18 protein-coding genes are annotated in these 26,362 nt (G+C 74.8%); 11 read left to right on the top strand and 7 right to left on the bottom strand.

All coding sequences use genetic code 11. The features are described from left to right. Window positions 1-76: 76 nt before the first annotated feature. Genes ABD345_RS18510 through ABD345_RS18500 form a run of 3 tightly spaced genes read right to left on the bottom strand, consistent with a single transcriptional unit; the run spans window position 77 to window position 3,734 of the window. Complete coding sequence (locus tag ABD345_RS18510; RefSeq protein ID WP_344553367.1) at window positions 77-1,078, bottom strand: carbohydrate ABC transporter permease; 1,002 nt, start codon at window positions 1,076-1,078, stop codon at window positions 77-79. Next, window positions 1,075-2,055: an ABC transporter permease gene (locus ABD345_RS18505; RefSeq protein ID WP_344553366.1), complete on the bottom strand. Its 981-nt coding sequence runs from the start codon at window positions 2,053-2,055 to the stop codon at window positions 1,075-1,077. Before ABD345_RS18505 ends, ABD345_RS18510 begins: the two co-directional genes overlap by 4 nt. Continuing rightward, entirely contained in the window at window positions 2,052-3,734 is a 1,683-nt protein-coding gene (locus ABD345_RS18500; RefSeq protein ID WP_344553365.1) for an ABC transporter substrate-binding protein, read from the bottom strand. Before ABD345_RS18500 ends, ABD345_RS18505 begins: the two co-directional genes overlap by 4 nt. Window positions 3,735-3,962: 228 nt before the next feature. Between ABD345_RS18500 and ABD345_RS18495 the strand changes: the two genes are divergently transcribed. The 3 genes from ABD345_RS18495 (at window position 3,963) to ABD345_RS18485 (ending at window position 10,503) form a co-directional block, all read left to right on the top strand. Beyond that, entirely contained in the window at window positions 3,963-6,812 is a 2,850-nt protein-coding gene (locus ABD345_RS18495) for a beta-glucosidase family protein (protein WP_425556849.1), read from the top strand. 145 nt (window positions 6,813-6,957) lie between these two features. Then, a complete protein-coding gene (yicI, locus tag ABD345_RS18490; RefSeq protein WP_344553363.1) occupies window positions 6,958-9,228 on the top strand; it encodes an alpha-xylosidase in 2,271 nt (756 codons plus the stop codon). A 228-nt stretch (window positions 9,229-9,456) separates the two neighbouring features. After that, window positions 9,457-10,503, top strand: a complete 1,047-nt coding sequence (locus tag ABD345_RS18485; RefSeq protein WP_344553362.1) for a helix-turn-helix transcriptional regulator — start codon at window positions 9,457-9,459, stop codon at window positions 10,501-10,503. Here the strand turns inward: ABD345_RS18485 and ABD345_RS18480 are convergent. The 3 genes from ABD345_RS18480 to ABD345_RS18470 form a co-directional block, all read right to left on the bottom strand. Next, on the bottom strand, window positions 10,494-11,492 hold the full coding sequence (locus ABD345_RS18480) for an SDR family oxidoreductase (protein ID WP_344553361.1): 999 nt from the start codon (window positions 11,490-11,492) through the stop codon (window positions 10,494-10,496). The genes ABD345_RS18485 and ABD345_RS18480 overlap by 10 nt on opposite strands. Before the next feature lie 51 nt (window positions 11,493-11,543). Next, window positions 11,544-11,897 (bottom strand): hypothetical protein, encoded by a 354-nt coding sequence (locus ABD345_RS18475; RefSeq protein ID WP_344553360.1) that lies wholly within the window; start codon window positions 11,895-11,897, stop codon window positions 11,544-11,546. Window positions 11,898-11,986: 89 nt separating this feature from the next. Continuing rightward, window positions 11,987-12,310, bottom strand: coding sequence for a hypothetical protein (locus ABD345_RS18470; protein WP_344553359.1), 324 nt, complete (start codon window positions 12,308-12,310; stop codon window positions 11,987-11,989). Between the two features lie 121 nt (window positions 12,311-12,431). Between ABD345_RS18470 and ABD345_RS18465 the strand changes: the two genes are divergently transcribed. The 8 genes from ABD345_RS18465 (at window position 12,432) to ABD345_RS18430 (ending at window position 25,588) form a co-directional block, all read left to right on the top strand. Next, entirely contained in the window at window positions 12,432-12,956 is a 525-nt protein-coding gene (locus tag ABD345_RS18465; protein ID WP_344553358.1) for a MarR family winged helix-turn-helix transcriptional regulator, read from the top strand. Beyond that, window positions 12,953-14,236 (top strand): MFS transporter, encoded by a 1,284-nt coding sequence (locus ABD345_RS18460; protein WP_344553487.1) that lies wholly within the window; start codon window positions 12,953-12,955, stop codon window positions 14,234-14,236. Before ABD345_RS18465 ends, ABD345_RS18460 begins: the two co-directional genes overlap by 4 nt. Window positions 14,237-14,457: 221 nt before the next feature. Continuing rightward, window positions 14,458-15,795 (top strand): acyltransferase domain-containing protein, encoded by a 1,338-nt coding sequence (locus tag ABD345_RS18455; RefSeq protein ID WP_344553356.1) that lies wholly within the window; start codon window positions 14,458-14,460, stop codon window positions 15,793-15,795. Then, window positions 15,792-21,659, top strand: coding sequence for an SDR family oxidoreductase (locus ABD345_RS18450; RefSeq protein WP_344553355.1), 5,868 nt, complete (start codon window positions 15,792-15,794; stop codon window positions 21,657-21,659). The genes ABD345_RS18455 and ABD345_RS18450 overlap by 4 nt, the downstream gene beginning before the upstream one ends. After that, complete coding sequence (locus ABD345_RS18445) at window positions 21,644-22,282, top strand: 4'-phosphopantetheinyl transferase family protein (protein WP_344553354.1); 639 nt, start codon at window positions 21,644-21,646, stop codon at window positions 22,280-22,282. Before ABD345_RS18450 ends, ABD345_RS18445 begins: the two co-directional genes overlap by 16 nt. A gap of 23 nt (window positions 22,283-22,305) precedes the next feature. Beyond that, on the top strand, window positions 22,306-23,079 hold the full coding sequence (locus tag ABD345_RS18440; protein ID WP_344553350.1) for an SDR family NAD(P)-dependent oxidoreductase: 774 nt from the start codon (window positions 22,306-22,308) through the stop codon (window positions 23,077-23,079). A 148-nt stretch (window positions 23,080-23,227) separates the two neighbouring features. Continuing rightward, entirely contained in the window at window positions 23,228-24,769 is a 1,542-nt protein-coding gene (locus ABD345_RS18435; protein ID WP_344553349.1) for an MFS transporter, read from the top strand. A 69-nt stretch (window positions 24,770-24,838) separates the two neighbouring features. Further along, the gene (locus tag ABD345_RS18430; RefSeq protein ID WP_344553348.1) at window positions 24,839-25,588 is read left to right on the top strand and encodes a TetR/AcrR family transcriptional regulator; all 750 of its coding nucleotides are present in this window, start codon (window positions 24,839-24,841) and stop codon (window positions 25,586-25,588) included. 16 nt (window positions 25,589-25,604) lie between these two features. Here the strand turns inward: ABD345_RS18430 and ABD345_RS18425 are convergent, their stop codons facing one another. After that, window positions 25,605-26,108, bottom strand: a complete 504-nt coding sequence (locus ABD345_RS18425; protein ID WP_344553346.1) for a PadR family transcriptional regulator — start codon at window positions 26,106-26,108, stop codon at window positions 25,605-25,607. Window positions 26,109-26,362: the final 254 nt, after the last annotated feature.

Genomic DNA, 26,362 nt, shown 5'->3' with positions numbered 1-26,362 from the left:
TTCCTGGTCGGTGGGGTGTGCGGCCCCTGTGGCGCCAGGTTACTGACGCCGGGTCGTGCGTTGTTCCCGCTCCGGCTCAGCCCTTGATGGCGCCGGTCAGGACGCCGGTGCGGAAGTGCTTCTGCATGAACGGGTAGACCATGAGCAGCGGCACCAGGGTGAGGACCACGACGGCCATCTGGAGGGTGAGCGGCGCGGTCTGCGAGTTGGCCGCCCCGAAGCCGGAGTTGACGGAGCCGGGCAGGCCGTTGCCGCGGTTGACGTAGGTCAGCAGCACGTACTGCAGCGGCCACTTCTCGGCCGAGGTCGGCATGTAGAGCATCACGTTGAAGAACGAGTTCCAGTAGCCGACCGCGTAGAACAGCGCGATCACGGCGGTGACCGCCCGGGAGGTGGGGAGCACCACGGACCACAGGATCCGCCAGTCGCCGGCGCCGTCGAGGCGGGCGGCGTCGATCAGGTCGGCGGAGGTGGTGGAGTAGAACGAGCGCAGCACCAGGATGTTGAACACCGAGACGGCGCTGGGCAGGATCAGCGACCACCACTGGTCGTAGCCGCCGAGTCCGGTGACCACCAGGAAGGTCGGGATCAGGCCGCCGCTGACGAACATGGTGACGATCAGCAGGGTCAGGATCGGGCGGTGCGCGAAGGACTCGGAGCGGGAGAGGCCGTAGGCCGCCATCACCGAGACGATCATGGACACCAGGGTGCCGACGACGGTGATCGCGAAGCTGACCATCAGGGCGGTGCGGACGGTGCCGTCGCCGAGCATCTGCTGGTAGGCGTCGAAGGTGATGCCGTCGGGCCAGATCACCAGCCCGCCGGCCCGGTTGACGGCGCCGGGGGTGGAGATGCTGGTCAGTCCGATGATCCAGAGCGGGACGGCCACGGCGGCGATCACGCCGGCCAGGGTGATGCCCTTGGCGCCCTGGCCGATCAGGGTGGGCGGTTCCTCCCAGGGGGCCCGCCCGGCCCGGGCGCGGGGGCGGCCGGTCCGGGCCGGGCGGGGCGCGGGGGCGGGGGCGGTGGGCCCCGGCTGTGCGGCGCCCTCGCGGACGGTGGTGGGTGAGTGGCTCATCTGCGGTACAACCCGTCCTCGCCGAAGGCGTGTGCCAGTTTGTTGGCGCCCCAGATCAGCAGCAGCGAGATGACGCTCTTGAAGAGGCCGGCCGCGGCGCCGAAGCTGTAGTTGCCGGTGGCGATGCCGTAGTAGAAGGAGAAGGTGTCGAGCACGTCGGCCGATTCGTGGCCGACCGCCTCGCGCTGGATCAGGAACTGCTCGAAGCCGACGGTCAGCGCGTTGCCCAGGCGGAGCACCAGCATCAGCACGATCACGCCGCGCAGGCCGGGCAGGGTGATGTGCCACATCCGGCGCCAGCGTCCGGCGCCGTCGACCGCGGCCGCCTCGTACAGGTCGGTGTTGATGGCGGCCAGTGCGGCGAGGAAGACGATGATGCCCCAGCCGGCCTCCTTCCAGATCGCCTGCGAGGTGACCAGGAGGGCGAAGGTGTGCGGGTTGGTGGTGATGTCCCAGGGGGCCATGTCGTTCTGCCGCAGGAAGTGGTTGAGGATTCCCGCACCGCCGAGCATCTGCTGGAAGATCGTGATGGCCAGCACCCAGGAGAAGAAGTGCGGCAGGTAGACCACGGACTGGATGAAGTTGCGCAGCCGTTCGCTGAGCACCGTGTTGAGCAGCAGGGCCAGCGCGATCGGAACGGGGAAGAACAGCACCAGCTGGACCAGGCTGAGCCAGAGGGTGTTCTTCAGCGCCCCCCAGAACAGCGGGTCGTGGAACAGCTGCTGGAACTGCGCGAGGCCGGCCCATTCGCTGTCGCGCACGCCGACCAGCGGGTCGTAGTACTGGAACGCGGTGATCAGGCCGAACAGCGGCGCGTAGTTGAAGATCAGCAGCAGGACCACGGCCGGGACGGTCATCAGCAGCAGCGTCTTGTCGCGCCGCAGCCGGACCCGCCAGTTCAGCCGGACGGCACCGTTCTTGCCGGTGGTCCTCCGGCCTGCGGTGCTCTTACCCCGCTCCGATCGCGCTGTGCTCACTGACCCGTTCCGTACTTGCTCAGGACGTTGTCGGTCATCCACTGCTTGAGGCGGTCGCCGCCGCCGGACTTCCAGGTGGAGATGGCCGCCTGGACGTCGGAGACCTTCTTCTTGCCGTGGTAGCAGTCCTTGATGGTGTCCTCGACGGCCTGCGCGGTGTCGATGGTCGCGATGTTCTGCGGCATCGAGATGTTCATGTTCCAGAACAGCGGCTTGTACAGGTACTTGACGTTGGCGGCCTGGAAGGCGGCGATGTCCTTGGTGACCTGGTCGGCGCCGGGGTTGGAGATGACCGAGGAGGCGGTGGCGAGGAAGGGGTAGGTCTGCGCCTGGACGTCCTTCTTGCCCTCGTCATTGGCGGTGGGCACGCCGTCGACCCGGGTGTAGTGGGTGCCCTCGACGCCGAAGTTGACCATCGTGTACTCGGCGGAGCCGTACGGCGCGGCCAGGTAGTTGGCGACGGCGAGGAGCTCCTCGATCTGCTCGGGCTTGAGCTTGGCGTTCAGGTAGCTCATCAGGCTGGTGGAGGCGCCCATGAACAGCGACGGGGTGGCGCCGGCCTTCGCGGTGAGGAAGTCGAAGGAGCCGCGGCGGAAGCCGGGGGTGGCGGCGGTGCCGGACTGGTGGTCGGCGAGGTTCCAGACGCCGGTGCCGCCGCCCTGGATCAGGGTCTTGCCCGCGTAGAAGCGGGTGTTGGCGTCGGCGTTGTTGCCGGCGATGGCGTCGGGGTGCAGGTAGCCGGCGGTGGCGAGCTTGTAGTGCCAGTCGAGCGCTTCGAGCAGCTCCGGGGTCTCGTACTTGTGGACCAGCTTGCCGTCGGTGAGCTTCCACTTGTTGGGGACGCCGAAGAACGGGAAGAGGTAGGTCCACACGTCGTCGAAGGCCCAGGTGCCGGCCTTCTCGTCGGTGAGCTCCTTGCCCAGGGCCATCAGGTCGTCGAGGGTCTTGACCTGGTCCGCGGTGATGCCCTTGGGCTCCAGCAGGTCGCGGCGGTAGAAGGTGGTGCCCGCGATGGAGAAGCCGGTGGAGAAGGAGGGGATGCCGTAGAGCTTGTCGCCCCAGATGCCGGCCTGCCAGGCGCCGGTCGGGATGGCGGCCAGGTTCGGGTACTTCTTGATGTTGTCGCCGGCCAGGTGGGGGGTGAGGTCGGCGAACTGGCTGGCGGCGAGCTCGCCGACGTTGAAGTTCGGGTTCCACCAGGTCGGGAGCTGGATCCAGTCCGGCAGCTTCTTGGCCGCGGTCATGGTGGGGATGATGGTGGCGTAGTTGTTGCCGTCGGCGGGCTTCATCTCCATCGTGATGCCCAGGGCCTTGTTCATCGCGGTGTAGAACGAGTTGCCCGCGGGCGGGACGGTGCCCCACAGCGGAGTGACGGCGGTGTAACTGCCGCCCTTGCCGGGCACGCCGGTGACCGTGGCGACCGGGCTGGCCGGGTAGGTGAGGAAGGCCGGGTCGGTCATCGCGCCGTCCGCGCCGGTGACCGAGGGGATGTCGGCGGCCACGGAGGTGCTGGCGACGAAGGCTGGCAGGGCCGACTTGACGCCCTCGGCGGAGTTCGCACCGGTCTTGTGCTTCGAGCCGCCGCCCCCGCAGGCGGCCAGCAGGGGGGTCATCACCGCTGCTCCGGCGACGGAGACGGCGGCGGTGACGAAGGATCTGCGGTTCAGCTCGGTTCTCATGGTGGGGAGGCCCTTCCGCGGCGCCCTGCACTGGGCGCTGTCGAAGCGCTTGACTGTCGAAGCGCTTGATGTTGCGGCGACACTAACGGCGCGTTTCCGGTTAGACAAGTGCCTGGACAAATTCATTTTCCGCGTTGCTACAGGGAGTTGACATGGTCGATGCTTCGTGTCAGCGTCGATTCGCTTCGACGACCGACCGCACCGCACCATCATCCTGGGGTGAGCCCGTTGAGTTCCCCGTCCTCCTCCGCCGCCGAGACCTCGGCCGAGCGGTACCCGTTCCGCGATTCCGCGCTTCCACTGGACAAGCGCGTCGACGATCTGCTGTCCAGGCTCTCCCCCGCCGAGCGCCTCTCGATGCTCCACCAGTACGCCCCCGCCGTGCCCCGGCTGGGCATCGGCGCCTTCCGCACCGGCGCGGAGGCGCTGCACGGCGTCTCCTGGCTGGGCGTGGCCACCGCGTTCCCGCAGGCCGTCGGCCTCGGCGCGAGCTGGGACGAGGAGCTGGTCCGCGAGGTCGCCGAGGCGACCTCGATCGAACTGCGCGCCTTCCACCACCACCGCTCCCCCGCCATCGCCCCCGACCGCGGCCCGAACAGCCTGCAGGCGTGGGCCCCGGTGCTGAACCTGCTGCGCGACCCGCGCTGGGGCCGCAACGAGGAGGGCTACTCCGAGGACCCGGTGCACACCGCCCGCCTCGGCGAGGCGTTCTGCCGCGGCCTGGCCGGCGACGACCCGACCTACCTGCGGGCCGCCCCGGTGCTCAAGCACTTCCTCGCGTACAACAACGAGGACGACCGCTGCACCACCTCCTCCGGCCTGCGCCCGCGCGTCCTGCACGAGTACGACCTGGCGGCCTTCAGGCCGGCCGTCGCCTCCGGCGCGGCCACCGGGGTGATGGCGGCGTACAACCTGGTCAACGGCCGCCCCTGCCACGTCTCCCCGCTGCTGGAGACCGAGCTGCGGCGCTGGGCCGAGCCGACCGGTCGGGAGCTGTTCGTGGTCTCCGACGCCGAGGCCCCGTCCAACCTGGTCGACCCGGAGCACTACTTCGACGACCACGCCGAGGGCCACGCGGCCGCGCTGAAGGCGGGCATCGACTCCTTCACCGACCACGGCGAGGACAGCGAGACCGTCATCGGCCGGCTGCGCGACGCCCTGGAGCGCGGCCTGATCGACCAGGAGGACATCGACCTCGCGGTCCGCCGCCAGTTCGAACTCCGGTTCCGGATGGGCGAGTTCGACCCCGAACTGGACCCGTACGCGCACATCGGCGCCGAGGTGGTCGACAGCGCCCCGCACCGCGCGCTGGCCCGCCGGGCGGCCGCCGAGTCGACCGTCCTGCTGAAGAACACCGGCCTGCTGCCGCTCACCGACCCGGCGCGGAAGATCGCCGTGATCGGCCCGCACGGCGACGCGCTGTTCGAGGACTGGTACTCCGGCACGCTGCCCTACGCGGTCACCGTCGCCGACGGCCTGCGCGCCCGACTCGCCCCCGCGGGCGGCGAGTTGACCGTGCACGAGGGCATCGACCGGATCCTGCTGCGGGCCGCCTCCACCGGCGAGCCGCTGAACGGCACCGCCTTCGACCTCGGCGACTGGGGCCTGGGCGTGCTCACCCTGCGCGCCGTCGACAACGGGCGGTTCCTCTCGGTCAAGGAGGACGGCTCGCTGGTCGCCGACCAGGCCGTCATCAAGAGCTGGGACGTGCACGAGACCTTCCGGCTGGTCGAGGCGGACGGCGGCGCCGTGCTGCTGCAGTCCGTGCTGACCGGCAGGTACGCGGCCGCCGGCACCCTCGCGGTGACCGCCGAGGACGCCGCCGGCGCCGAGCGCTTCACCCGCGAACTGCTGCGCGACGGACGGGCGGAGGCCGTCGCCGCGGCCGCCGCCGCCGACCTCGCCGTGGTCGTGCTCGGCAACCACCCGCTGATCCACGGCCGCGAGACCCTGGACCGCCAGGGCATCGCCCTGCCGCCCGCCCAGGAGGAGCTGCTGCGCGCCGTCGCGGCCGTCCGCCCGGACACCGCGCTGATCGTGATGAGCAGCTACCCGTACGCCCTCGACTGGGCCGACGAGCACCTGCCCGCCGTCCTGTGGAGCTCGCACGGCGGCCAGGAGACCGGGCACGCCCTCGCCGACGTGCTGTTCGGCGACGCCGACCCGGCCGGCCGGCTCCCGCAGACCTGGTACCGCGGCGACGACGAGCTGCCGCACCCGCTGGACTACGACATCATCCAGGCGGGCTGGACGTACCAGTACCACGAGGGCGCGCCGCGCTACCCGTTCGGCCACGGCCTGTCCTACGGCACCTTCCAGTACGGCGAGTTGGAGGTCGAATCGGCCACCCTCGGCCGGGACGGCACCGTCCGGGCCGCGCTGACCGTCAGCAACACCGGCAGCCGCGGCGGCACCGAGGTGGTGCAGCTGTACGTGCGCCCGCTGGAGGCCCGCTACCAGGCGCCGCGCCGCCGGCTGGCCGACTTCCGGAAGATCACCCTGGCGCCCGGCCAGAGCCGCCGCCTGGTCTTCGACCTCCCGGCCGCCGCGCACCTGGCCCACTGGGACGTCGCCACCGGCGCGTTCACCGTCGACCCGGGCCGCTACCAGCTGCTCGCCGCCGCCTCCGCGGAGGACGTCCGCGCCACCGCGGAGCTCACCGTCGAGGGCGACGCCCCCGCCCCCCGCACCGTCCTCGGCCGGCGCACCGGGGCGGCCGACTTCGACGCGCACCGGGGCATCGCCCTGGTCGACGCCACCCGGACCGAGGGCGACGCGGTCACCCCGGCCGGATCCGCCCCCGATGCCGAACTCCTGTTCTCCTCCGTCGAGTTGACGGGCGCCCAGGAGGTCTCGGCGGAGGTCGCGCTGGACGGCGCCCTGGCCGGCGCGGACGCCGCCGAGCTGGAGTTCGCGGTGGACGGGCAGGTGCTCGCCACCCTCCCCGTCCGGCCGACCGGCGGCCGCTACGCCTGGACGACCGCCACCGCCGCGCTGGCGGCCGCGCCGCACGGCGTGCACGACCTGCGGGTCACCCTGCGCGGGCCGGTCCGGCTCGCCGCCTTCACCGTCGCCTGACCGCGCCGGTGGACCGACCGCCCCGGGAGCGCGACCCGCTTCCGCCCCCGGGGCCGGGCGGGGCCGCGCCCACGCGCACCTGACCGCCGTGGGCGCGGCCCCGCCGCACCCCGCCTTCCTGCCCTCCCGCTTGGAGATCCCCCCGATGAAGTTCACCGACGGCTACTGGCTGATGCGCCCGGGCGTGACCAACCGCTACGCCGCCGAGGTGGCCGACGTCCGCACCGAGTCGGACCGGTTCACCCTCTGGGCGCCGCTGCGCCGGGTCACCAACCGGGCCGACACGCTCAACTCCCCTCTGCTGACCGTGGATTGCCACTCCCCCGCCGAGGGCGTGATCGCCGTCCGGTTCACCCACCACGCCGGATCGGTCCGCCCCGGCGGCGGCTTCGAACTGGTCGGCCGCACCGACGGCGCGGGCACGGTGGTCCGGGCCGGCTCGGTGGTCGAACTCCGGTCCGGCGCACTGACCTTGCGGGTGGACACCGAGGGGCCGTGGCGGGCCGACTTCCTCTCCGGCGGCGAGCTGCTCACCTCGCTCGGCGAGCGCGGCCTCGGCTTCGCCGTCGACGCCGACGGCAGGCACCACATGGTGGCCCAACTGGCGCTCGGCGTCGGCGAGTCGGTGTACGGCCTGGGCGAGCGGTTCACCCCGTTCGTCAAGAACGGCCAGACGGTGGACATCTGGCAGGCCGACGGCGGCACCAGCAGCGAACAGGCGTACAAGAACGTCCCGTTCCACCTGAGCAGCCGCGGCTACGGCGTGCTGGTCAACCACCCCGGGCGGGTCTCCTACGAGGTGGCCTCGGAGGCCGTCGGGCAGGTGCAGTTCAGCGTCGAGGACCAGTCGATGGAGTTCCTGGTCTTCCAGGGGCCCACCCCCAAGGAGGTGCTGACCCGCTACACCGGCCTGCTCGGCCGTCCCGCGCTGCCGCCCGCCTGGGCGCTGGGCCTGTGGCTGTCCACCTCGTTCACCACCGACTACGACGAGGCGACGGTCACCCGGTTCACCCGGGGCATGGCCGAGCGCGGCATCCCGCTGAGCGTCTTCCACTTCGACTGCTTCTGGATGCGCGGCTACCACTGGAGCGACTTCGTCTGGGACCCGGACACCTTCCCGGACCCGGCCGGCATGCTGGCCCGGCTCAAGGAGCAGGGCCTCAAGCTGTGCGTGTGGATCAACCCGTACCTGGCGCAGCGCTCCGAGCTGTTCGAGGAGGGGCTGCGCGAGGGCTACCTGGTGCGCCGCACCGACGGCACGGTCTGGCAGTGGGACCTGTGGCAGCCCGGCATGGCGCTGGTCGACTTCACCAACCCGGCGGCGACCGCCTGGTTCACCGAGCGGCTGCGCCGGCTGCTGCACCAGGGCGTGGACTGCTTCAAGACCGACTTCGGCGAGCGGATCCCCACCGACGTGGTGTGGCACGACGGCAGCGACCCGGAGCAGATGCACAACCTGTACACCCAGCGGTACAACGAGGCCGTCTTCGAGCTGCTGCGCGAGGAGCGCGGCGAGGGCGAGGCGGTGCTCTTCGCCCGGTCCGCGACGGCGGGCGGGCAGCAGTTCCCGGTGCACTGGGGCGGCGACTGCGAGTCGACCTTCACCGCGATGGCGGAGTCGCTGCGCGGCGGCCTGTCGCTGGGCCTGTCCGGCTTCGGCTTCTGGAGCCACGACATCGGCGGCTTCGAGGGCACCCCGACCGAGGCGCTGTTCAAGCGCTGGGTGCAGTTCGGTCTGCTCTCCTCGCACAGCCGGCTGCACGGCTCCAAGTCGTACCGGGTGCCGTGGGACTACGGCGAGGAGGCGGTCGAGGTCACCCGCGCCTTCACCCGGCTCAAGCACCGCCTCGCCCCCTACCTCCAGCACGCCGCCCAGCAGGCCCACCTGCACGGCACCCCGGTGATGCGGGCGATGCTGCTGGAGTTCCCCGACGACCCGGCGGTGGCGGCGCTGGACCGGCAGTACCTGCTCGGCGGCGACCTGCTGGTGGCGCCGGTGTTCACCGAGGAGGGCACGGTCGACTACTACGTGCCCGCGGGCGTCTGGACGAACGTGCTCACCGGCGACGAGGTCACCGGCCCGCGCTGGGTCCGCGAGCGGCACGGCTTCGACACCCTGCCGCTGCTGGCCCGCCCGGACTCGGTGGTCCCGCTGGCCGCCGACGAGAGCCGCCCGGTCTCCGACTGGGCCGACGGCGTCACCCTGCTGGTGCACGCCTTCGCCGACGGCGCCGTGCGCGAGGTCGCCGTCCCGGAGACCTCCGGCACCGGCACGGCGGCCCGCTTCACCGTCCGCCGCGCGGGCGACCGGCTGCTGGTCTCCACCGACAGCGCCAAGCCCTGGAACCTGCGGCACGCGGGCCGCGAGCACGCCTTCCCGGCGGGCACCACCGAGGCCGAACTGCCGCTGGCCTGACCGCCGTTCACACTTCCCCGGGGGCGGGGCCGCGCCCCCGGGGAACTCCACCCGCGCGAGCCGCGCAGGCGCGTCCGCCCGATCCGCGCGTCCGCCCGATCCGCACGTCCGCACGGGCCGCGCACGCACGTCCGTCGCGCACGCACGTCCGCCCGCTGCGGATCCGTCCGGGCCGCGCGTTCGGCCGCCCGTACCCGCTCGGGTCGCGGATCGGCGATGCTGGTGCGCATGCGCGCCGCCCGCCTGATCCGCATGGCCCTCCTGCTCCAGTCCACCCCCGGCCTCACCGCCGCCGAACTGGCCCGGGAGCTGGAGGTCTCCGAACGGACCGTCATCCGCGACGTCCAGGCGCTCCAGGACGCCGGGGTCCCGGTCCGGTCGGAGCGCGGCCGGACCGGCGGCTACCGGCTCGCGCCCGGCCACCGCACCCGGCTCACCACGCTGCACCCCACCGAGGCCGAGACCCTGTACCTGTCCGGCCTGCCCTCCGCGCTGCGCGACCTCGGGCTGTCCGACGCGGCCGACACCGCCCGGCTGAAGCTGTCCGCCACCCTGCTGCCCTCGCTGCGGGCGGCCGCCGAGTCCTCGGCCCGGCGCTTCCACCTGGACGCCCCGGCCTGGTTCCGCGAACCGTCCACCCCCGACCTGCTGCCGGAACTGGCCCGCGCCCTCTGGGCGGACCTGGCGGTCGAGTTCGCCTACGCCCGCCCCGGCCGCGAGCCCGGCGCGCCCCGCCGGGTGGAGCCGTACGGGCTGGTCCTGAAGGCGGGCGTCTGGTACCTGGTGGGCCGGGTCCCCGGTCCGGCGGGGAGTCCGGCCTTCCTGACCCACCGCGCCGACCGGATCACCGGGCTGCGCACGCTCCCGGACGGGGCGTTCACCCGCGATCCGTCCTTCGACCTGGCCGCGTACTGGCAGGAGCACAGCGCCCGGTTCGCCCGCTCCCTGCTGCGCGCCGCCGTCACGCTGCGGCTCACCCCGGAGGGCGCGCGCCGCCTGCCCGGGGTCACCGACCCGACCGCGGCCGGCCGGGCGCTGGCCGCCGCACCGCCGCCGGACCCGGCGGGCCGCGTCACCCTCGAACTCGCCGTGGAGTCCGAGGAGATCGCGTTCGCCGAACTGGTCCGGCTCGGCGCGGACGCCGAGGTGCTCGCCCCACCCGCCCTCCGCGCCCGCTTCGCCCGGCACGCCCGGTCCCTCGTCGCGCTCTACCGCGACGCGGCAGCGGACCCGGGCGCGGACCCGGGCGCGGGCCCCGCCGGTTCTCAGCGGTAGTCCTCCGCCGAAACCGGGTGCCCCTGCTCCCCCCGCTCCTCCCGCTTCCCCTGCTCCTCCAGCGCCGCGAAGTAGGCCCAGGCGTCCGGCCGGCTGCCGTCCGCGTCCGTGACGCCGTAGACCCGGGCGAGTTCGGCACTGGAGGTGGACTTCCGGTTCCACCGCTCGGCCCGGCGCGGGTCCGCGGCCAGCGCGGCCACCCCGCGGGCGAGGTACTGCGGCGATTCCGCGATCGCGAAGGTCGGCTCGACGGCGATGACGTCCCGCCAGTTCCGCTCCGCCGCGCCGAAGTGCGCGAGCATCTGCTCGGAGCGCAGGAAGCCCGGCGTCACGCACACCGCCGTGCCGCCGTACTCCGCCAGTTCCTGGCCCAGCCCGTAGGCCATCCGGATCGGGGCGTTCTTCGCCAGGTCGTAGTAGAGGTTCTCCCGGTACCGGCGGTTGTACTCCGCCGTGCCGTCGGTGACCTCCACCAGCACCGGCCCGTCCGAGCGCACCAGCAGCGGCAGGCCGAGCGCGGCCGTGACGACGTGCGAGCGGACGCCGAGTTCCAGGACCCGCAGGCCGTCGGCGAGCGGGGTCTCCCAGCTCTTCTTCCCGAAGATCGACCCGGCCGTCAGGTGCTCGCCGCCCCACAGGTCGTTGACCAGGACATCGAGGTGCCCGTGCGCCGCCTCGATCCGTCCGAACAGCGCCCGCACCTGCTCCTCGTCCAGGTGGTCGGTGGGCACCGCGATCCCGGTGCCGCCGGCCGCCGTCACCAGTTCCCCGGTCTCCTCGATCGTCTCGGTCGTCCGGCCGACCTCGCTCACCCGCGCGCGGGTGGTCCGCCCGGTCACGTAGACCGTCGCGCCCGCCCGGCCGAGTTCCACCGCCAGCGCCCGGCCGGCGCCCCGGGTGGCGCCCGCGACCAGGGCGATCCGGCCGGTCAGCGGGCGGGCGGGGAGGCTGTCGCGGGAGCGTCCACCGGCATCGTTCATGTTCTCCATGCCTTCAACGATCGACCCCAAAGGTGACAGAACACGTCACCTTTCTTTTCTTCACCATTCGATCACGTCCACAGCGGGCGGCGCGTCCGCGAACTCGACGTCGGAGGCCGGCCCCGTCCGCTCCAGTGCCGCCGTCAACTCGGCCGTCCGCTCGGGGTCCACGAAGCCGCCGAAGGACACCGGCGCCCCGGGGGCGAGCGTGAGTTCCGCGTACGCGCACTCGACCTGGTACTCGTCCGAGGCCGACCGGCGCACCCGCCACCCGGCCCGGTAGAACGCCTCGGCCGCGCTCCGTGCGTCGGCCGCCCCCGGCAGGAAGCCCCACACGTTGTCGCCGAGGCCGATCCGTTCGAGGGCGGCGGCGTCCAAGCGCGGCCCGTCCGTCCCGCCCGAGGTGAAGTCCATGCCGGAGGCTACCGAACGGGCGGTCGCCCCCGCCGCCGGTTTCGGCCCGCGGCCCGGCTCACCGCGCTCACCGCGCTCACCGCCCGTCGTCACCCGTCGTCGCCCGGTTCCCCGGGCAGTAGGCCGCCGTTGACGGCCCGCCGCCACAGGCGGTGGCGCCACTCGTCCGTCGCCGGATCGGGGCGGACGGTCACCGCCGGACCGGGGCCGGTCTCGATCAGGTGCAGCAGCGTCCAGGCGACGCCGTAGCAGTCGTCGGGGCCGAAGCAGTCGGCCAGGGCGGCCGCCTCCCCCACCGTGACCGGCCGCGGGATCGCCTCGATCTGCCCGGCCCGCCGGTCGATCTCCGCTTCCTCCGTGTCCCAGTCGGGCAGTGGGCCGTCGGCGGCGAACGCCCGCACTTCAGGTCTCATGGCCCCATTCTCCTGCCGGGCGTTCGCCCGTCGACCGCCCTTCCCCGCCGGGTCCTTCCGCGTCCGGCCGATCCCCCACCAAATCCAACAGTACTTATACAAGCACTGTTATGATTGCGCCATGACCGAGAACCCGTCTCCCAGCACCGACCCCACCGACCCCACCGACCCCACCGAGCAGAGCCTGTGGCGCCCGCTGCGCCTGCTGCAGGACGCGATCGAGGCCGACATCGCCCGGGTGTACGCCGAGGCGCCCGTCGAGGGGCTCCGGTCGAGCTTCGTGATGGAGCTGCTGCGACTGCACGCCCGCGGGCCGATGACCATCACCGAGCTGGCCGAGTCGGTGCACCGCACGCACTCGGCGCTCAGCCAGAAGGTGGCCGCGATGCGGCGGGCCGGGTGGGTGGAGACGCTGCCGGGGGACGACGCCCGGAGCAAGCGGGTCGCGCTGACGCCGAAGGCCCGGGAGGTGGTCGGGCGGCTGGCGGCCGAGTGGGAGGCCACCGAGGCCGCGCTGGTCGAGCTGGAGGCCGAACTGCCTTACCCGCTCAGCCGGGTGGTGGCGGACATCGAGCAGGCGCTGGCCCGCCGCGGCTTCCACGACCGGCTCACCGCGAAGCTCGCCGAGGACCCGCGGTGGCGGTGACCGGACGGCGGCTGCTGCTCGACCTCGCCCCGCTGCGCGGTTCGGCGGCGTTCCGGCGGCTCTGGACCGGCGGGGTGATGTCCGGCTTCGGCAGCCAACTGGCCCTGGTCGCCGTGGTGTTCCAGGTCTGGGAGGAGACCCGCAGTACGGTGTGGACCGGCGCGGTGGGCCTGGCGCAGGCGCTGCCGCTGCTGGTGCTCGGGATGTTCGCGGGCGCGCTGGTGGACCGCGCGGACCGGCGGGCGCTGTACCTGCTGTCCGTCGCCGGGCAGGCGGGGTGCGCGCTGCTGCTCGCCGCGCAGGCGGCGCTGGGGTACTTCCCGGCCGCCGGGGTGATCGGACTGGTGGCCGGGCAGTCGGTGTTCGCCACCGTCGCGGGCCCGGCCTCCCGGACGTTCCTGCCCCGGCTGCTCCCGTCCGAACAGCTGGCGGCGGGCCTGGCCCTGAACCGCGTCGCCTTCCAGGGCGCGATGCTGCTCGGTCCCGCGCTGGGCGGCCTGCTGCTGGCGGGCGTCGGCGCGGGCGGCTGCTACCTGGTCGACGCGGTGAGCTTCGCGGCCGCCCTGTACGCGGTCTTCCGGCTGCCGCCGATGCGCCCGGACACGGCCGAACGGCCGGCCGACCGGCCCGGGTTGCGCGACGTCCGGGAGGGGCTGGCGTTCCTGGCCCGGACGCCCGTCGTCCGGGCCGCGCTGCTCACCGACCTGGCCGCCACCGTGCTGTCGATGCCGATCAGCCTGTTCCCACTGGTCAACGCGGAGCGCTTCGACGGCGGGCCGCGCACCCTGGGCCTGTTCCTGAGCGCGATCGCGGTGGGCGGTGTCGCCGCGTCGGTCTGCTCGGGGGCGTTCACCCGGCGGCCGAACCAGTCGGCGGTGATGCTCGGCGCCGCCGCGACCTGGGGCGTCGCGCTGGCACTGTTCGGCCTGGTGTCCGGCCCGTGGGCGGGGCTGGCGCTGCTCGCGCTGGCCGGCGCGGCGGACACCGTCTCCGTGGTCGCCCGCGGCACCGTCGTCCAACTGCACACCCCGGACCGGTTGTTGGGTCGGGTCGGGGCGGCCGAGCAGATCGTCGGACAGGCCGGCCCGGACGTGGGCAACCTGCGCGGCGGCCTGGTCGCCTCCGTGTCCTCCGGCAGCACCGCCCTGGTCAGCGGCGGCCTGCTCTGCGTCGCCGCCGTGGCACTGATCGGGTGCGGCACCCCGGGGCTGCGCCGCACCGGGGGAGCCGCACCGGGCCGCCCGCCCGGCTCTACCACCCCCGGCTTCCCGCTCGACTGAGCGGCGTTCGAACTGGTCGCCGACTCCACCGCACCCGTGTGGGTGATGACCGCCGTCACCCGCACGGGTAACGTCAATGTGCGTGTGCGCAGGAGGGCAGCAGCCCGATCCGCGCCCGATTCCCCCCTCCTCCCCTTCCCCTCTCCGCGCCCTCCGGACCGGTGCGCGCCGCTGCGCGCGTTCCCCTGCTTCCAAGTGTCGCTCTGTGTCGAGGAGTTGCTTTGGTCGAGCGCTGCGCTTTCGTGTTCCCCGGCCAGGGGGCCTACCTGCCGGGCGGGTTGGCCCGGCTCGCCGACGACGAGCCGCTGGTCTCGGAGACCCTGCGGGAGCTGGACGCGGCCGCGGCCCGGCTCGGCCGGTCCGCCCCGTCCCGGTTCCTGCTCGACGAGCGGGCCCCGGCCCTGGAGGAGTTGGTCCGGGACCGCCCCGCCGAGCTGCACCTGGCCCTGTTCGCCGCCGGGACGGCCCTGTTCCGACTCCTGACGGAACGTCACCACCTGGTCCCGGACGTCCTGTTGGGCCACAGCTTCGGTGAGCTGGTCGCCCTCACCGCCGCCGGGGTGTACGACCCGGCGGACGGGCTGGCCCTGGTGGCCGCGCGCGACGAGGCGTTCGCCGCCCGGCCGCCGGAGCCCGGTGGGATGCTGGCCCTGGAGCTGTCCGCCACCCGGACGGAGGCCCTGCTGTGCGGGCTCGGCGAGTGGGAGGTGACGGTGGCCGCCGACAACAGTCCGCGCCAGTGCGTGGTCTCCGGCCCGACCGGGGCGCTGGAACGGGTGCGCCGACAGGCCGGGGCGGTGGGCGTCCGGGCCGGCCTGCTGTCCGTCCCGTACGCCTTCCACCACCGCCTACTGGCCCCCGTGGCGGGCGAGTTCAGCCGCCGGGCGGGCGCGCTGCGGGCCGGTCCGGCCCGGCACCTGCTGCACTCGGCGATCCTCGGCCGGCGGGTGGACGGCGACGACGCGGTCGCCGAACTGGTCGCCGCGCACCTGGTGCGCCCCACCCGGTTCACCGACGCGGTGCGCCTGCTGCACGCGCAGGGCGTGGAACTGTTCGTGGAGTGCGGCCCGCGCGGCGTGCTCAGCGCCCTGGTGACGGCAACGGTGCCCGGCGTCCGAACGTTCGCACCCCTGCGCCGCCGGACCAGCGGCCCCGAACTCGCCGCCGAGGTCGCCGCGTTGAACACCGACCGCCCCGCACCGCCTCCGCCCCCGCCGCTTCCGCTTCCGGCAGCCGCGTCCGCGTCCCCGCCCGCCCCCGTCCGGGCCCGCGAACCGGTCGCCGACTCCCTGCCCGAACCCGGTGAAGTCGTGTCCGTCCTGCGGGAGTTGTACGCGGTCGCGCTCGGCTACCCGCCCGAGGTGCTGACCGGGGACGCCGATCTGGAGGCCGACCTGGGCGTCGACTCGATCAAGCAGACCGAGCTGTTCGCCCAGGCCGCCGCCCGCTTCGGCCGCACCCTGCCGGAGGAGGGCTCCCGGCTGACCAGCCACACCACCCTGGACGCGCTCGCGGAGCTGCTGCGCACCCTGCCCACCGCCCCGGGGGTGTCGGCATGAGCGGCGCCCCGAACCGACCCGGCGGCACCGCGCAGGACCTGACCGGCAAGGTCGCGCTGGTCACCGGCGGCGGCAAGGGCGTGGGGGCGGCGATCAGCCGCGAACTGGCCGCGCGCGGCGCCCTGGTGGTGGTCAACCACTTCCACTCGCCGCAGGCCGCCGAGGAGACGGTCGCCGCGATCCGGGCAGCGGGCGGGCGAGCCGAGGCGCTGCGGGGCAGCGTCGCCAAGCCCGAGCAGGTGGCGGCGGTGTTCGCCACGCTGGCCGAACGGCACGGCGGCCTGGACGTCCTGGTGAACAACGCGGCGCGGGGCGTGTTCGCCCGCTACGACGACCTCACCGAGACCGAGTGGCAGCGGGCGCTGGACACCAACCTGCACGGCGCCCGCCGGTGCGCGCTGGCGGCGGCGCCGCTGATGGCCGCCCGGGGCGGCGGGTCGATCGTGAACGTGTCCTCCATCGGCGCGGGACTGGCGATGGACAACTACCTGCTGGTGGGCGTCTGCAAGGCCGCCCTGGAGGCGCTCACCCGCTACCTGGCCGCCGACCTGGGGCCGGTCGGCATCCGGGTGAACACCGCCTCGGCCGGGCTGCTGGACAACCCGACGGCCGCGCTCTTCCCGGACGCGGACGCCCTGCGGGCGACCTGCGCGGCGGCCGCCCCGCTCGGCGGGGTCGGCCGCGAGGAGGACCTGGCCCGACTGGTGGCCTTCCTCGCCTCGCCGCAGTCCCGCTGGATCTCGGGACAGTGCCTGCTCGCCGACGGCGGGCTCTCGGTCGGCCGGGCCATGCTCACCCCGCGAAGTCCCGATCCCACCAAGGCGGTTGAGCCCGCCCCGGCCCCCACCACGGCCCCCACCCCGGCCCCCGCCACGGCCCCCGCCACGGCATCCGTCCCTGCATCCGTCCCGACCCGCGCCCCGGCATCCGCTCCGGTGCCCTTCCTGGCCCCCTCCGCCCCCGTCCGGGGCGCCGACCGGACGGTCGCCGTGGTCGGCACCGGCCTGGTCGCCCCGGGAGCCGGTGACCCGGAGGAGCTGTGGCAGCGGCTGGTGGAGGGCGTCCCGCAGTTCGGCGAGCCCGGCGAGCGCTTCCCGCTGGAGCACTTCTGGTCCGCCGGGGACGCGCCGGACCGCACCTACAGCCGGGTGGCCGGCTACCTCCGTCCGGCGCCCGACCCCGCCGAGGACTTCCTCACCGCGTGGACGCGCGCCGCACTGCTCCAGTGCGGCGCGCCGACGCTCGCCGCCCGCGAGGGAGTCCGCACCGCCTGCTTCGCCGGGGCCTGGGCCGAGGGGTCGCAGCACCTGGAGGAGAGCGTGCTGGTGGAGGCCGCCGTCACCGGCCTCGCCGCGCACTGGCCCGGCCCGTCCGACCTCCCGCCGGCGACCCTGCGGGCCCGGCTGCGGCACCGGCTGCGCGCCGCCTACCGGCACGCGGGGCCCCCTGGGGAGCACCTGCCGCTCGCCGCCGTCCGCGCCGCCGTGGCCGCGCTGCTGCCGGGGCCGGTGCCCGTCCAGGTGGTCGACACGGCCTGCTCCTCCGCCCTGTACGCGATCGACCTGGGTGCCCGGGCGCTGCTCGACGGCGAGTGCGAACTCGCGCTGTGCGGCGGGGCGTTCTCGCTCGGACCGCGCTACAGCGTGCTGTTCTCCCGGCTGCGCGGGCTGAGCCGCTCGGGTGCGGTGCGGGCCTTCGACGCGGACGCCGACGGGGTGCTGTTCTCCGACGGGGCGGCGTTCGTCGCGCTCAAGCGGCTGGACGCGGCGCTGGCCGACGGCGACCGGGTGCTGGGCGTCCTGGCCGGGTTCGGCGCCGCCTCGGACGGGCGGGGCCGGGCCGTGCACGCGCCCAACGCCTCCGGTCAGCAGCGGGCGCTGGCCCGGGCGCGGGCGGTGTCGGGGCTGCCCGCCGAGCGGGTCGACTGGGTGGTGGCGCACGCCACCGGGACGCCGGTCGGCGACGGGGTCGAACGCGGCGTGCTGTCCGAGCAACTGCCGCACGCCTGGTGCACCTCGAACAAGTCGGTGGTCGGGCACACCGGTTGGGCGGCCGGCGCGGTCTCGGTGGTGCACGCGCTGCAGGGCCTCGCGCACTCCACCGTCCCGCCGCAGGTCCCGTACCGGGCCCCGGACGGCGCGCCGCCGCTGCGGGTGCCGACCGACCCGGTGCCCTGGCCCCGCCCGGCGGACCGGCCGCGCACGGTGGGGGTGTCGGCGTTCGGCTTCGGCGGCACCAACGGGCACCTGCTGCTCCAGGACGCCCCGCGCCCGGGCGAGAGCGCCCCGCCGTCGCTGCCCGCCCCGCTGCCGGACGACCCGGTGGTGCTGGTCGCCTGGTCGGCCCACCTGCCGGGGGATCCGGACCTCGCAACCAGCCTGACGTCTGATCAGAACCCTTCGCACCTGCGCTCGTTCGGATCGCCCTACCCCCTCCCGCCGTTCGAAGCGGTGCGGCTGCCCGCCCGGACCGTCGCGCGCGTCGACCGGGCGCAACTGATGGCGCTGCAGGCCGTGGCCGCCCTGGTCCGGCCGGGCGTCCCGCCCTGGTGGGAGGAACTCCGGGAGGGCTGCGGGGTGTTCGCCGCACACACCGGCGTACCGGCGGCCTCGCCCGACCTCACCGTCCGCTGCCACGCCACCGCGCTGGCGGCCGCGCTCGAACTCCAGCCCCCGGACGACGACTTGGACCGGTCGGCGCTGCGCGCCGCCACCACGTCCTTCCTCGACGCGGTGCGCGACCGCACCGACCCGGGGGAGGACACTCTGGCCGGTCTGATGCCGAACGTGATCCCGGCCCGGGTCGCGGCCCGGTACGACCTGCACGGGCCGACCATGACGCTCGACACCGGCCCCACCTCGGGGCGCACCGCCCTGCGAGCGGCGGCCGCACACCTGCGGCGCGGCGAGCTGGAACTGGCGCTGGTCCTGGGCGTCAACGGCGTCTCCGGCCCCGACCGTCTCGACAGCCCCGACAGCCCCGACGATCTCGACGCCCGTGAAGCCCCCGACGCCCACGCCCACTCCCACGCCGACGCTCACGACGCCCCCGAACCGGCCACGGCGGAGGGCGCGTTCGCGGTGGTCCTCACCCGGGCCTCGATCGCGCGCGCCCGGCAGTGGCCGGTGCTCGACACGCTCGACGCCGTCCTCGCCGAACTGGAGCAGCCCGAGCGGCCCGAGCGGCCCCCGGCCGGGTCCGACCGGTGGAGCTACCCGGGCGCGGACGACCTGCTGGCCGCCGTCCGCCACCTGGCCGCCCGCCGCCCCGCCCCCGACCGTCCCGCCGCTGGCCCTCCCGCCGCCCGACACCCCGAGCCGCCGCAGCCTCCCGCCCTCCCCCGGCCGCTGACCTGGCGGCACACCCTGTCCTGGCAGGCCGCCGGCCTCCCCCGGCAACGGCAACTCCCTTTCCCGGCCGACACCTTGCTGGTCACCGGCACCGCGCAGGAGTCCGTCCTCCGGGCCGCCGCGCCCGGCGTCCGGCTGCTCGCCGTCGGGGCGGACGAGGACCCGGAACGGGCCGTCGACCGCCTCCTGGCCGGGCGTCCGGCGGGGTTCCGGCACCTGCGGGTGGTCGCCGACCTGCACGCGGGGCCGCCGTGGCCCGCGCCGCCGACGGCCGAACTGCTGGCCGTGCAGGAGGCGGCGTTCTGGGCGGTGCGCCGACTCCGCGACACCCTCGCCACCTTGGCGGTCGGCGCGGCCGCCCCGTTCCGCGCGGGCGAACCCGCGCCGCACGCCCACCTGTTCACCGGGTTCGTCAAGTCGCTGGCCTGGGAGCTGACGGAGTGCACCGTCCGCGCGCTGGTCTCCGACCGCGCCGACCCGGCGGCCGTGCTGGCCGTGCTGGAGGGTGAACTCGCGCGCCCGGCCGACGGGTTGCCCGTGGCCCGGCACCGCGACGGCGTCCGCCTGGTGCAGCGCCTGACCGCGTCCGCCGCCGACCCCCGGCCGGACGACGACGGACTGCCGCTGCCGCCGCACCCGGTGGTGGTGGCCACCGGCGGCGCGCGCGGCATCACCGCCGCCTGCCTGCTCGGCCTGGCCGGTCGACTCCCGCTCCGGGTGCACCTGGTGGGGTCCGGCCGGCCCGCCGAGGTGCCGGCGGAACTGCTGGATACCCCGGACGCGGAGCTGCCCGCGGCCCGGGCCCGCCACATCACCGCCGAACGGTCCCGGACCCCGGAGCGCCCGGTGGGCGAGATCAGCGCCGACTTCGACCGGCTGTTGCACGCCCGCGAGTCCGCGCTGACGCTGCGCGCGCTGCGGGCGTCCTGCGGGGCCGAGCACGTGCACTTCCACACCTGCGACGTGACCGACCCGGCCGCCGTCCGGGCCGTCGCCGAGGCGGTCCGGGCCCGGGAGGGGCGGGTGGACCTGCTGGTGAACGGCGCGGGGCTGCACCACCCGGGCGACATCACCCGCAAGACGCTGCCGGGCATGCGCCGGATCCGCGACGTCAAGCTCTCCGGCTACCACCACCTGCGCGCCGCGTTCGACGGCCCGCTCGCCCCGGGGCTGTGGTGCAACTTCGGCTCGGTCACCGGCGTGGCCGGCCTGCCGGGCGAGAGCGACTACTCCCCCGCCAACGACTTCCTCTCCGCCGCCGCCCAATCCGCCTCCGACGGACGGGAGTTCACCATCGCCTGGACGATCTGGGACGAGACCGGCCTCGGCTCCGGCCCGGTCGTCCAGTCGTACACGGCCCGCACCGCGCGGCTGTCCCGGATGAGCACCGCCGAGGGCGTCGGGCACTTCCTGGCCGAACTGCGCCGCCGCGCGCACCCGGAGGGCCGGACCGACCGGCTGGTCACCTTCGTCGGCACCGCCGAGCACCGCTCCTTCGACACCCGTTTCCCCGGCCTGCGCACACCCCCCGCCACTTCCACCGCTCCCACCACTTCCACCACCCCGGAAGCCGCCACCCCGGAAGCCACCGCCCCGGGCCTGCTCGGCCCGCCCGCCAGGCTCGAACCCGACCACGGAGTCTGGGAGTTGCTGCTCGACCTGGACACCCACGCCTTCCTCCGTCACCACCTGGTGGACGGCCGTCCGACCGTGCCGGGCGTCCTGCTGGCCGAGCTCGCCGCCCAGGCCGCCCGCACCCTCTGCCCGGGCCTGCCGGTCCGCGGCCTCGACCGGCTGGCCTTCCGCACCTGGGTCCGCGCCCGCACCGACGGTCGCCCCGCCCGCTTCCGGGTCGAAGCCCGCCTCCGCCCGTCCCCCTCGTCCCCCGCGCCCCGCCCGGGGCGCGCCGTGCACGTGAGCATCCGCTCGGACGTGGTGGCGCCGGACGGACGGGTGCTGGCCGCCGACCGTGAACACTTCCGCGCCACCGTCCAACTCGGCGGCCCGGCACCGCTGTTCACCCCCCACGCCCCACCCTCCGACCAGCCCGCCCCCACCTCCGCCCCCGGCCCCTCCTACGACCCGTACTACGACCCGTCCTCGCCCGTCGTCCTCACCGGCCCCTTCCGCGCCACCGACGGGTACCGCGCCACCGCCACGGGCACCGCCGCCCACTGGCGGCCCGACCCGGACGCCCTGACCGCACTGCCCCGGCTCGGCACCCCGGCGGTGCTGCTGGACAGCCTGGCCCGCACCCCGGCCCTCGCGCCCGACCCGGACGGGCGGCACCCCGTCGCGGTGCCCCGGCACATCGAGCGGATCGCCCTGCACCGGCCGGGCGACGACCACGACCTGCTGCTCGCCCACCCGGAGGGGCTGTGGCTGCACCACTCGGCCGCGACCGGCACCAGCACCGCCCGGACGGCGGACGGCCTGGTGGTCGCCCAGCTCACCGGCCTGCACGCCACCGTCCTGACCCGGCTCCGGCCGCCCGCCCCGTGCTCCCCGCCCTGAGCGGCGCGCGGCACCGCCGGCTGGCCACCGCCGCGGGCCCGGTCGACCTCTGGTGGCACGTCGGCCCGCAGCGGCCACCGGTGCGCGGGCACGCGCTGCTGCGGCACGCGGTGGCGGCCCGCTGCGCCCGGCCGACGGCCGAGGTCGGCGTGGTGCCCGACCGACTCGGCCGCCCCGCGCTGGCCTGGCCGGAGCGGTTCCCGCCGCTGCGGCTGTCCGCGGCGCACAGCGGGCCGGTCACCGTCGCGGCCGTGCTGGCCGCCCCGCACCACGGCACCCTGCTCGGCGTCGACGTCGAGCACCTGGCGGCGCCGCCGTCCCCGCAGTTGCTGGAGTTCGCGCTGACCCCGGCCGAGCGCGCCGCGCTGGCCGAACTCCCTTCCGTCCTGCGGCAGTCGGGCTTCCTGTCGCTGTGGACGGCGAAGGAGGCCGTCGCCAAGGCCCTCGGCTGGCCGCTGCTGCGCGCCCTGGTCGACGTGGAGCTGGTCCTGCGGCCCCGGCCCGCCCTGGTCCGGCTGGGGCGGGACCGGGCGCCGCTCGGCTGGCACCTGCTGCCGGTCCGGCTGCCCGGCCGCCCGCACACCGCCACCCTCGCCCTGCACCACCGGCCCGGGCACCACTGAGCCCACGACGGGAGCAGCACCCCATGGACCTCACCGGAACCGTCGCCCTGGTCACCGGCGGCACCCGCGGCATCGGCCTGGCCATCGCCCACGCCTTGCACGCCCACGGCGCCCGGCTGGTGGTCACCGGCCGCTCCGAGCCCACCGGCCGCGCCGCCCTCGCCCGGCTGGACGGCGGCGCGGACGTCACCTTCCTGGCCGCCGACGCCACCGTCCGGGCGGACGCCGAGCGCGCGGTGGACGGGACGGTCGAGCGCTACGGGCACCTGGACGTGGTGGTGAACAACGTGGGCGGTGCCACCGGGTTCGCCGCCGTCGCCGAGATCACCGACGCGGCCTGGCGGGAGGCGTTCGCCCTCAACCTGGACTCCGCCCTGCACACCACCCGCCGCGCGCTGGCCCACCTGCTGCCGCAGCGCTCCGGCCGGATCGTCAACATCGCCTCGGTCGAGGGCCGCGACCCGGACCCGGGACTGTGCGCGTACGCGGCCGCCAAGCACGCGCTGATCGGCTTCACCCGGGTGCTGGCCAAGGAGGTCGGGGCGTACGGGGTCACCGCCAACTGCGTGTGCCCGGGCGCGGTGGAGACCGACTGGTTCACCGAGCGGGGCCCGCAGGCCGCGGCGGCGTTCGGCACCGACTACCCGGGCCTGGTGCGGCACTTCACCGGCCGCACCGCCACCGGCCGGCTGACCCGCCCGGACGAGGTCGCCGCGGCGGTGCTGCTGCTGGCCTCCCCGGCGGGCGCGGGCATCACCGGTGCCAGCCTCGCGGTCGACGGCGGGATGACCGTCTGATCCGTCCCCGCCCCGGCCCCGTCCCCGCCCCGGAAAAGGCGTTGTACACCGTAGAAGAACTCCTCTACGGTGTACAACGGACGGCCGCCCGGCCGTTCCGCCCCGCCCTTCCCCCCGCCCCGCCCTTCCCCCCGCCCTGGGAGCCCCCTTGTCTCCAGACTCCGTCCACACGCCCCCCGCACCGGACCCGCGGCGGTGGGTCATCCTGGCGGTGGTCTGCCTGGCCACGCTGGTGGTGCTGCTCGACAACACCGTGCTCAACGTGGCCATCCCCTCACTGACCGAGGACCTGGGCGCGGGCACCGCCGACATCCAGTGGATGATCAACGCGTACGCCCTGGTCCAGTCCGGCCTGCTGCTGACCGCCGGCAGCCTGTCCGACCGGTACGGGCGCAAGCGCGCGCTGCTGATCGGCCTGGCGCTGTTCGGCGCCGGGTCCGCGGCGGCGGCGCTGGCCCAGTCCTCCGGCCAGCTGATCGCCGCCCGGGCCGGGATGGGCATCGGCGGCGCGCTGCTGATGACCACCACGCTGGCGGTGGTGGTGCAGGTCTTCCACGGCCCCGAGGTGCCGAAGGCGATCGGCATCTGGGGCGCCGTCAGCTCGCTCGGCTTCGCGGGCGGCCCGCTGCTCGGCGGCGTGCTGCTGGCGCACTTCTGGTGGGGCTCGATCTTCCTGATCAACGTCCCGGTGGCGCTGGTCGGCCTGGTCGCGGTCGCCCGGCTGCTCCCGGAGAGCAAGGACCCCTCGGGCCGCCGGCCGGACGTCCCGGGCGCGGTGCTGTCCACCGTCGGCATGGTCGGCCTGGTGTACGCGATCATCTCCGGGCCGGTGCACGGCTGGGGCTCCGGCCCGGTGCTGCTGGCGGGCGCGGTCGGCCTGGCCGCGCTGGCGGGCTTCGTCGGCTGGGAGGCCCGTACCCCCACCCCGATGCTCGACCTGGGTTTCTTCCGCGACCGCCGCTTCAACGGCGCGGTGGCGGGCGGCGTCCTGGTCGCCTTCGGCATGGCCGGGTCGCTGTTCCTGCTCACCCAGTACCTCCAACTGGTGCTCGGCTACCAGCCGTTGGAGGCCGGCCTGCGGATGTCGCCGCTGGCCCTGGTGATCGTGCTGCTGAACCTGTCGGGCGTCGGCGCCCGGCTGCTGCCGAGGATCGGCTTCGCGGGGGCCGTCGCGAGCGGCATGGGGCTGCTGGCCGGCGGGCTGGCGCTGGTCGCCGCGCTGGGCTCGGGCCACGGGTACCCGGGGCTGCTGGCGGGCCTGCTGCTGATGGGTTGCGGCATCGCGATCGCCAACCCGGCGATGGCGGCGGCCGTGATGGGCGCCATCCCGCCGGAGCGGGCCGGGGCCGGCGCGGGCGTGCAGGGCACCGTCACCGAGTTCGGCGGCGGCCTGGGCGTGGCGGTGCTCGGTGCGGTCCTCGGCTCCCGGTTCGCGGCGGGCCTGCCCGGGGGCGTCCCGGCCTCGGCCGCGAAGTCGCTGCCGGAGGCGCTGGCCGCCGCCCCCGACGACACCGCGCGCGCCGCGGTGCACGACGCCTTCGCCCACGGCCTGTCGTCCAGTCAGCTGATCGGCGCCGCGGCCGTCCTGCTCGGCGGCCTGGTCTCCGCCGCCCTGCTGCACCGCGCCGACCGCCCGGCCGGCACCCCCTCCGGCAGCGACGCCCCGGAGCCCGTCCCCGCGGCCCACTGACCGCCCTTCCCGGCCCGCCGCTCCGCCCGGGCCGTACGGTGGTGGCACCCGTCGAAGCGAAGGAGCAGCGTGGCCACCAAGCGAGCCTCGCAGGTCAAGAAGAGCGTCTGGCTCACGCCCGGCCCGGTCCGCGGCCGCCGCTCCCCGCGGGCGGGCGCGGGCGGGCCGGGCGGCCTGGACCGCGAGGTGATCGTCGCCGCGGCCGTCCGGCTGCTGGACGAGCAGGGCGAGTCGAGGTTCTCGATGCGCGCGCTGGCCGCCCGGCTGGACGTCACGCCGATGTCGCTCTACTGGTACGTCGCCGACAAGGACGACCTGCTGGAGCTGGCGCTGGACGTGGTGGCCGGCGAGATGTCCCTGCCGGAGGCGGGCGACGGCACCGACTGGCAGTCCGGTCTGCGCGCCCTGGCCGTGACCTGGCGCGCCGCCATGCTGGCGCACCCCTGGGCGATCCGGATCTACGCCGACTACCTGAACATCGGCCCGAACTCGGTCCGCTACTCCGCCCGGGCCCTGGAGATCGCCCGCGCCTCCCCGCTCTCCGAGGCCGACTCGATGGCGGCCCTCTCGGCGATCTTCCAGTACACCTACGGCTTCACCGCCACCGAGATCAACTGGTCCGAGAAGGCCGCCGAGGCCAACAGCACCACCGACGACCTGATCGAGGAGATCACCGAGGCCGTCCGCGACCTCCCCGGCGTCGCCGACTCCGGTGTCCTGGTCGAACGCCCCGCCGAACCCGACCACGTCCTGCGCGAACGCGACTTCCACCGCGCCCTCGACTGGCTCCTGATCGGCATGCGCTCCGGCCTGCGCTGAGCGGCCCGCGCGCCGGTCAGGTGAACTCCTGCTGGCAGCGCTCCAGCCAGTCGAGTTCGGCCTGCAGGTGGAGGACCTCGCCCTCGATCAGGAGGCGGGAGACGCCGTGGTCGGGGGCCCGGTCGGCGGTGGCGTGCAGGCCGCGGATGGCGGCGAGGCAGTGGGAGCGCTGGAGGTCGATCAGGGTGCGCGGGTCGGCGAGGCGGGTGCGCGGGGCGAGGACGAGCTTGAGGAAGAACTCCTCGCGGACCTTGCCGCCGTCGGCGGGGCGGGCGAACCAGTCCGCGAGGGTGCGCCGGCCGTCGTCGGTGAGGACGAAGACGCGCTTGGCGGGGCGGCCGTCCTGGGCGACGTCCTGGCCCTCGATCAGGCCGGACTTCTCCAGCCGGCCGAGCGTGACGTACACCTGGCCGTCGTTGGTGCGCGCGTAGGCCGGGCCAAACGTGGACTCCAGGGCGCGCCGGAGCTGGTAGCCGTGCGCGGGTCCGGTGGCAAGCAGCGCGAGGAGCGGAAGCCGCACTCGGGTGCTCCCTTCGAAATGGGCGGGGGGAGTGCGCCGTGCGGCCGAACTTCGTCGGTCGTACGCCGGGCGGCTCTCCTTGGCTTTGCCCTACCCCGTTGTGCGCCCCCTTATTCGCCCTGATTCGCCCCGACTGGTGGCACTCTCCGACTCAGGAGGTCCTACGTTGTTGGTGGGTTGGACGGGCCGTCGTAAGGTCCAGAGGCCCAGAGACGCCGGGCATGGCTTTCAGGGGGTTGCCCACGATGGTTCCC

It is taken from the genome of Kitasatospora saccharophila (assembly GCF_039529925.1).
In the GTDB taxonomy this organism is placed as follows: domain Bacteria; phylum Actinomycetota; class Actinomycetes; order Streptomycetales; family Streptomycetaceae; genus Kitasatospora; species Kitasatospora saccharophila.
This window is presented reverse-complemented; position numbering and strand designations above follow the sequence as displayed.

Coding starts and splice junctions, on each gene's coding strand:
- ABD345_RS18465 (WP_344553358.1), top strand. CDS start 12,432: ATGACCGAGAACCCGTCTCCCAGCACCGACCCCACCGACCCCACCGAC.
- ABD345_RS18485 (WP_344553362.1), top strand. CDS start 9,457: ATGCGCGCCGCCCGCCTGATCCGCATGGCCCTCCTGCTCCAGTCCACC.
- ABD345_RS18480 (WP_344553361.1), bottom strand. CDS start 11,492: ATGGAGAACATGAACGATGCCGGTGGACGCTCCCGCGACAGCCTCCCC.
- ABD345_RS18470 (WP_344553359.1), bottom strand. CDS start 12,310: ATGAGACCTGAAGTGCGGGCGTTCGCCGCCGACGGCCCACTGCCCGAC.
- ABD345_RS18475 (WP_344553360.1), bottom strand. CDS start 11,897: ATGGACTTCACCTCGGGCGGGACGGACGGGCCGCGCTTGGACGCCGCC.
- ABD345_RS18450 (WP_344553355.1), top strand. CDS start 15,792: ATGAGCGGCGCCCCGAACCGACCCGGCGGCACCGCGCAGGACCTGACC.
- ABD345_RS18510 (WP_344553367.1), bottom strand. CDS start 1,078: ATGAGCCACTCACCCACCACCGTCCGCGAGGGCGCCGCACAGCCGGGG.
- ABD345_RS18500 (WP_344553365.1), bottom strand. CDS start 3,734: ATGAGAACCGAGCTGAACCGCAGATCCTTCGTCACCGCCGCCGTCTCC.
- yicI (WP_344553363.1), top strand. CDS start 6,958: ATGAAGTTCACCGACGGCTACTGGCTGATGCGCCCGGGCGTGACCAAC.
- ABD345_RS18440 (WP_344553350.1), top strand. CDS start 22,306: ATGGACCTCACCGGAACCGTCGCCCTGGTCACCGGCGGCACCCGCGGC.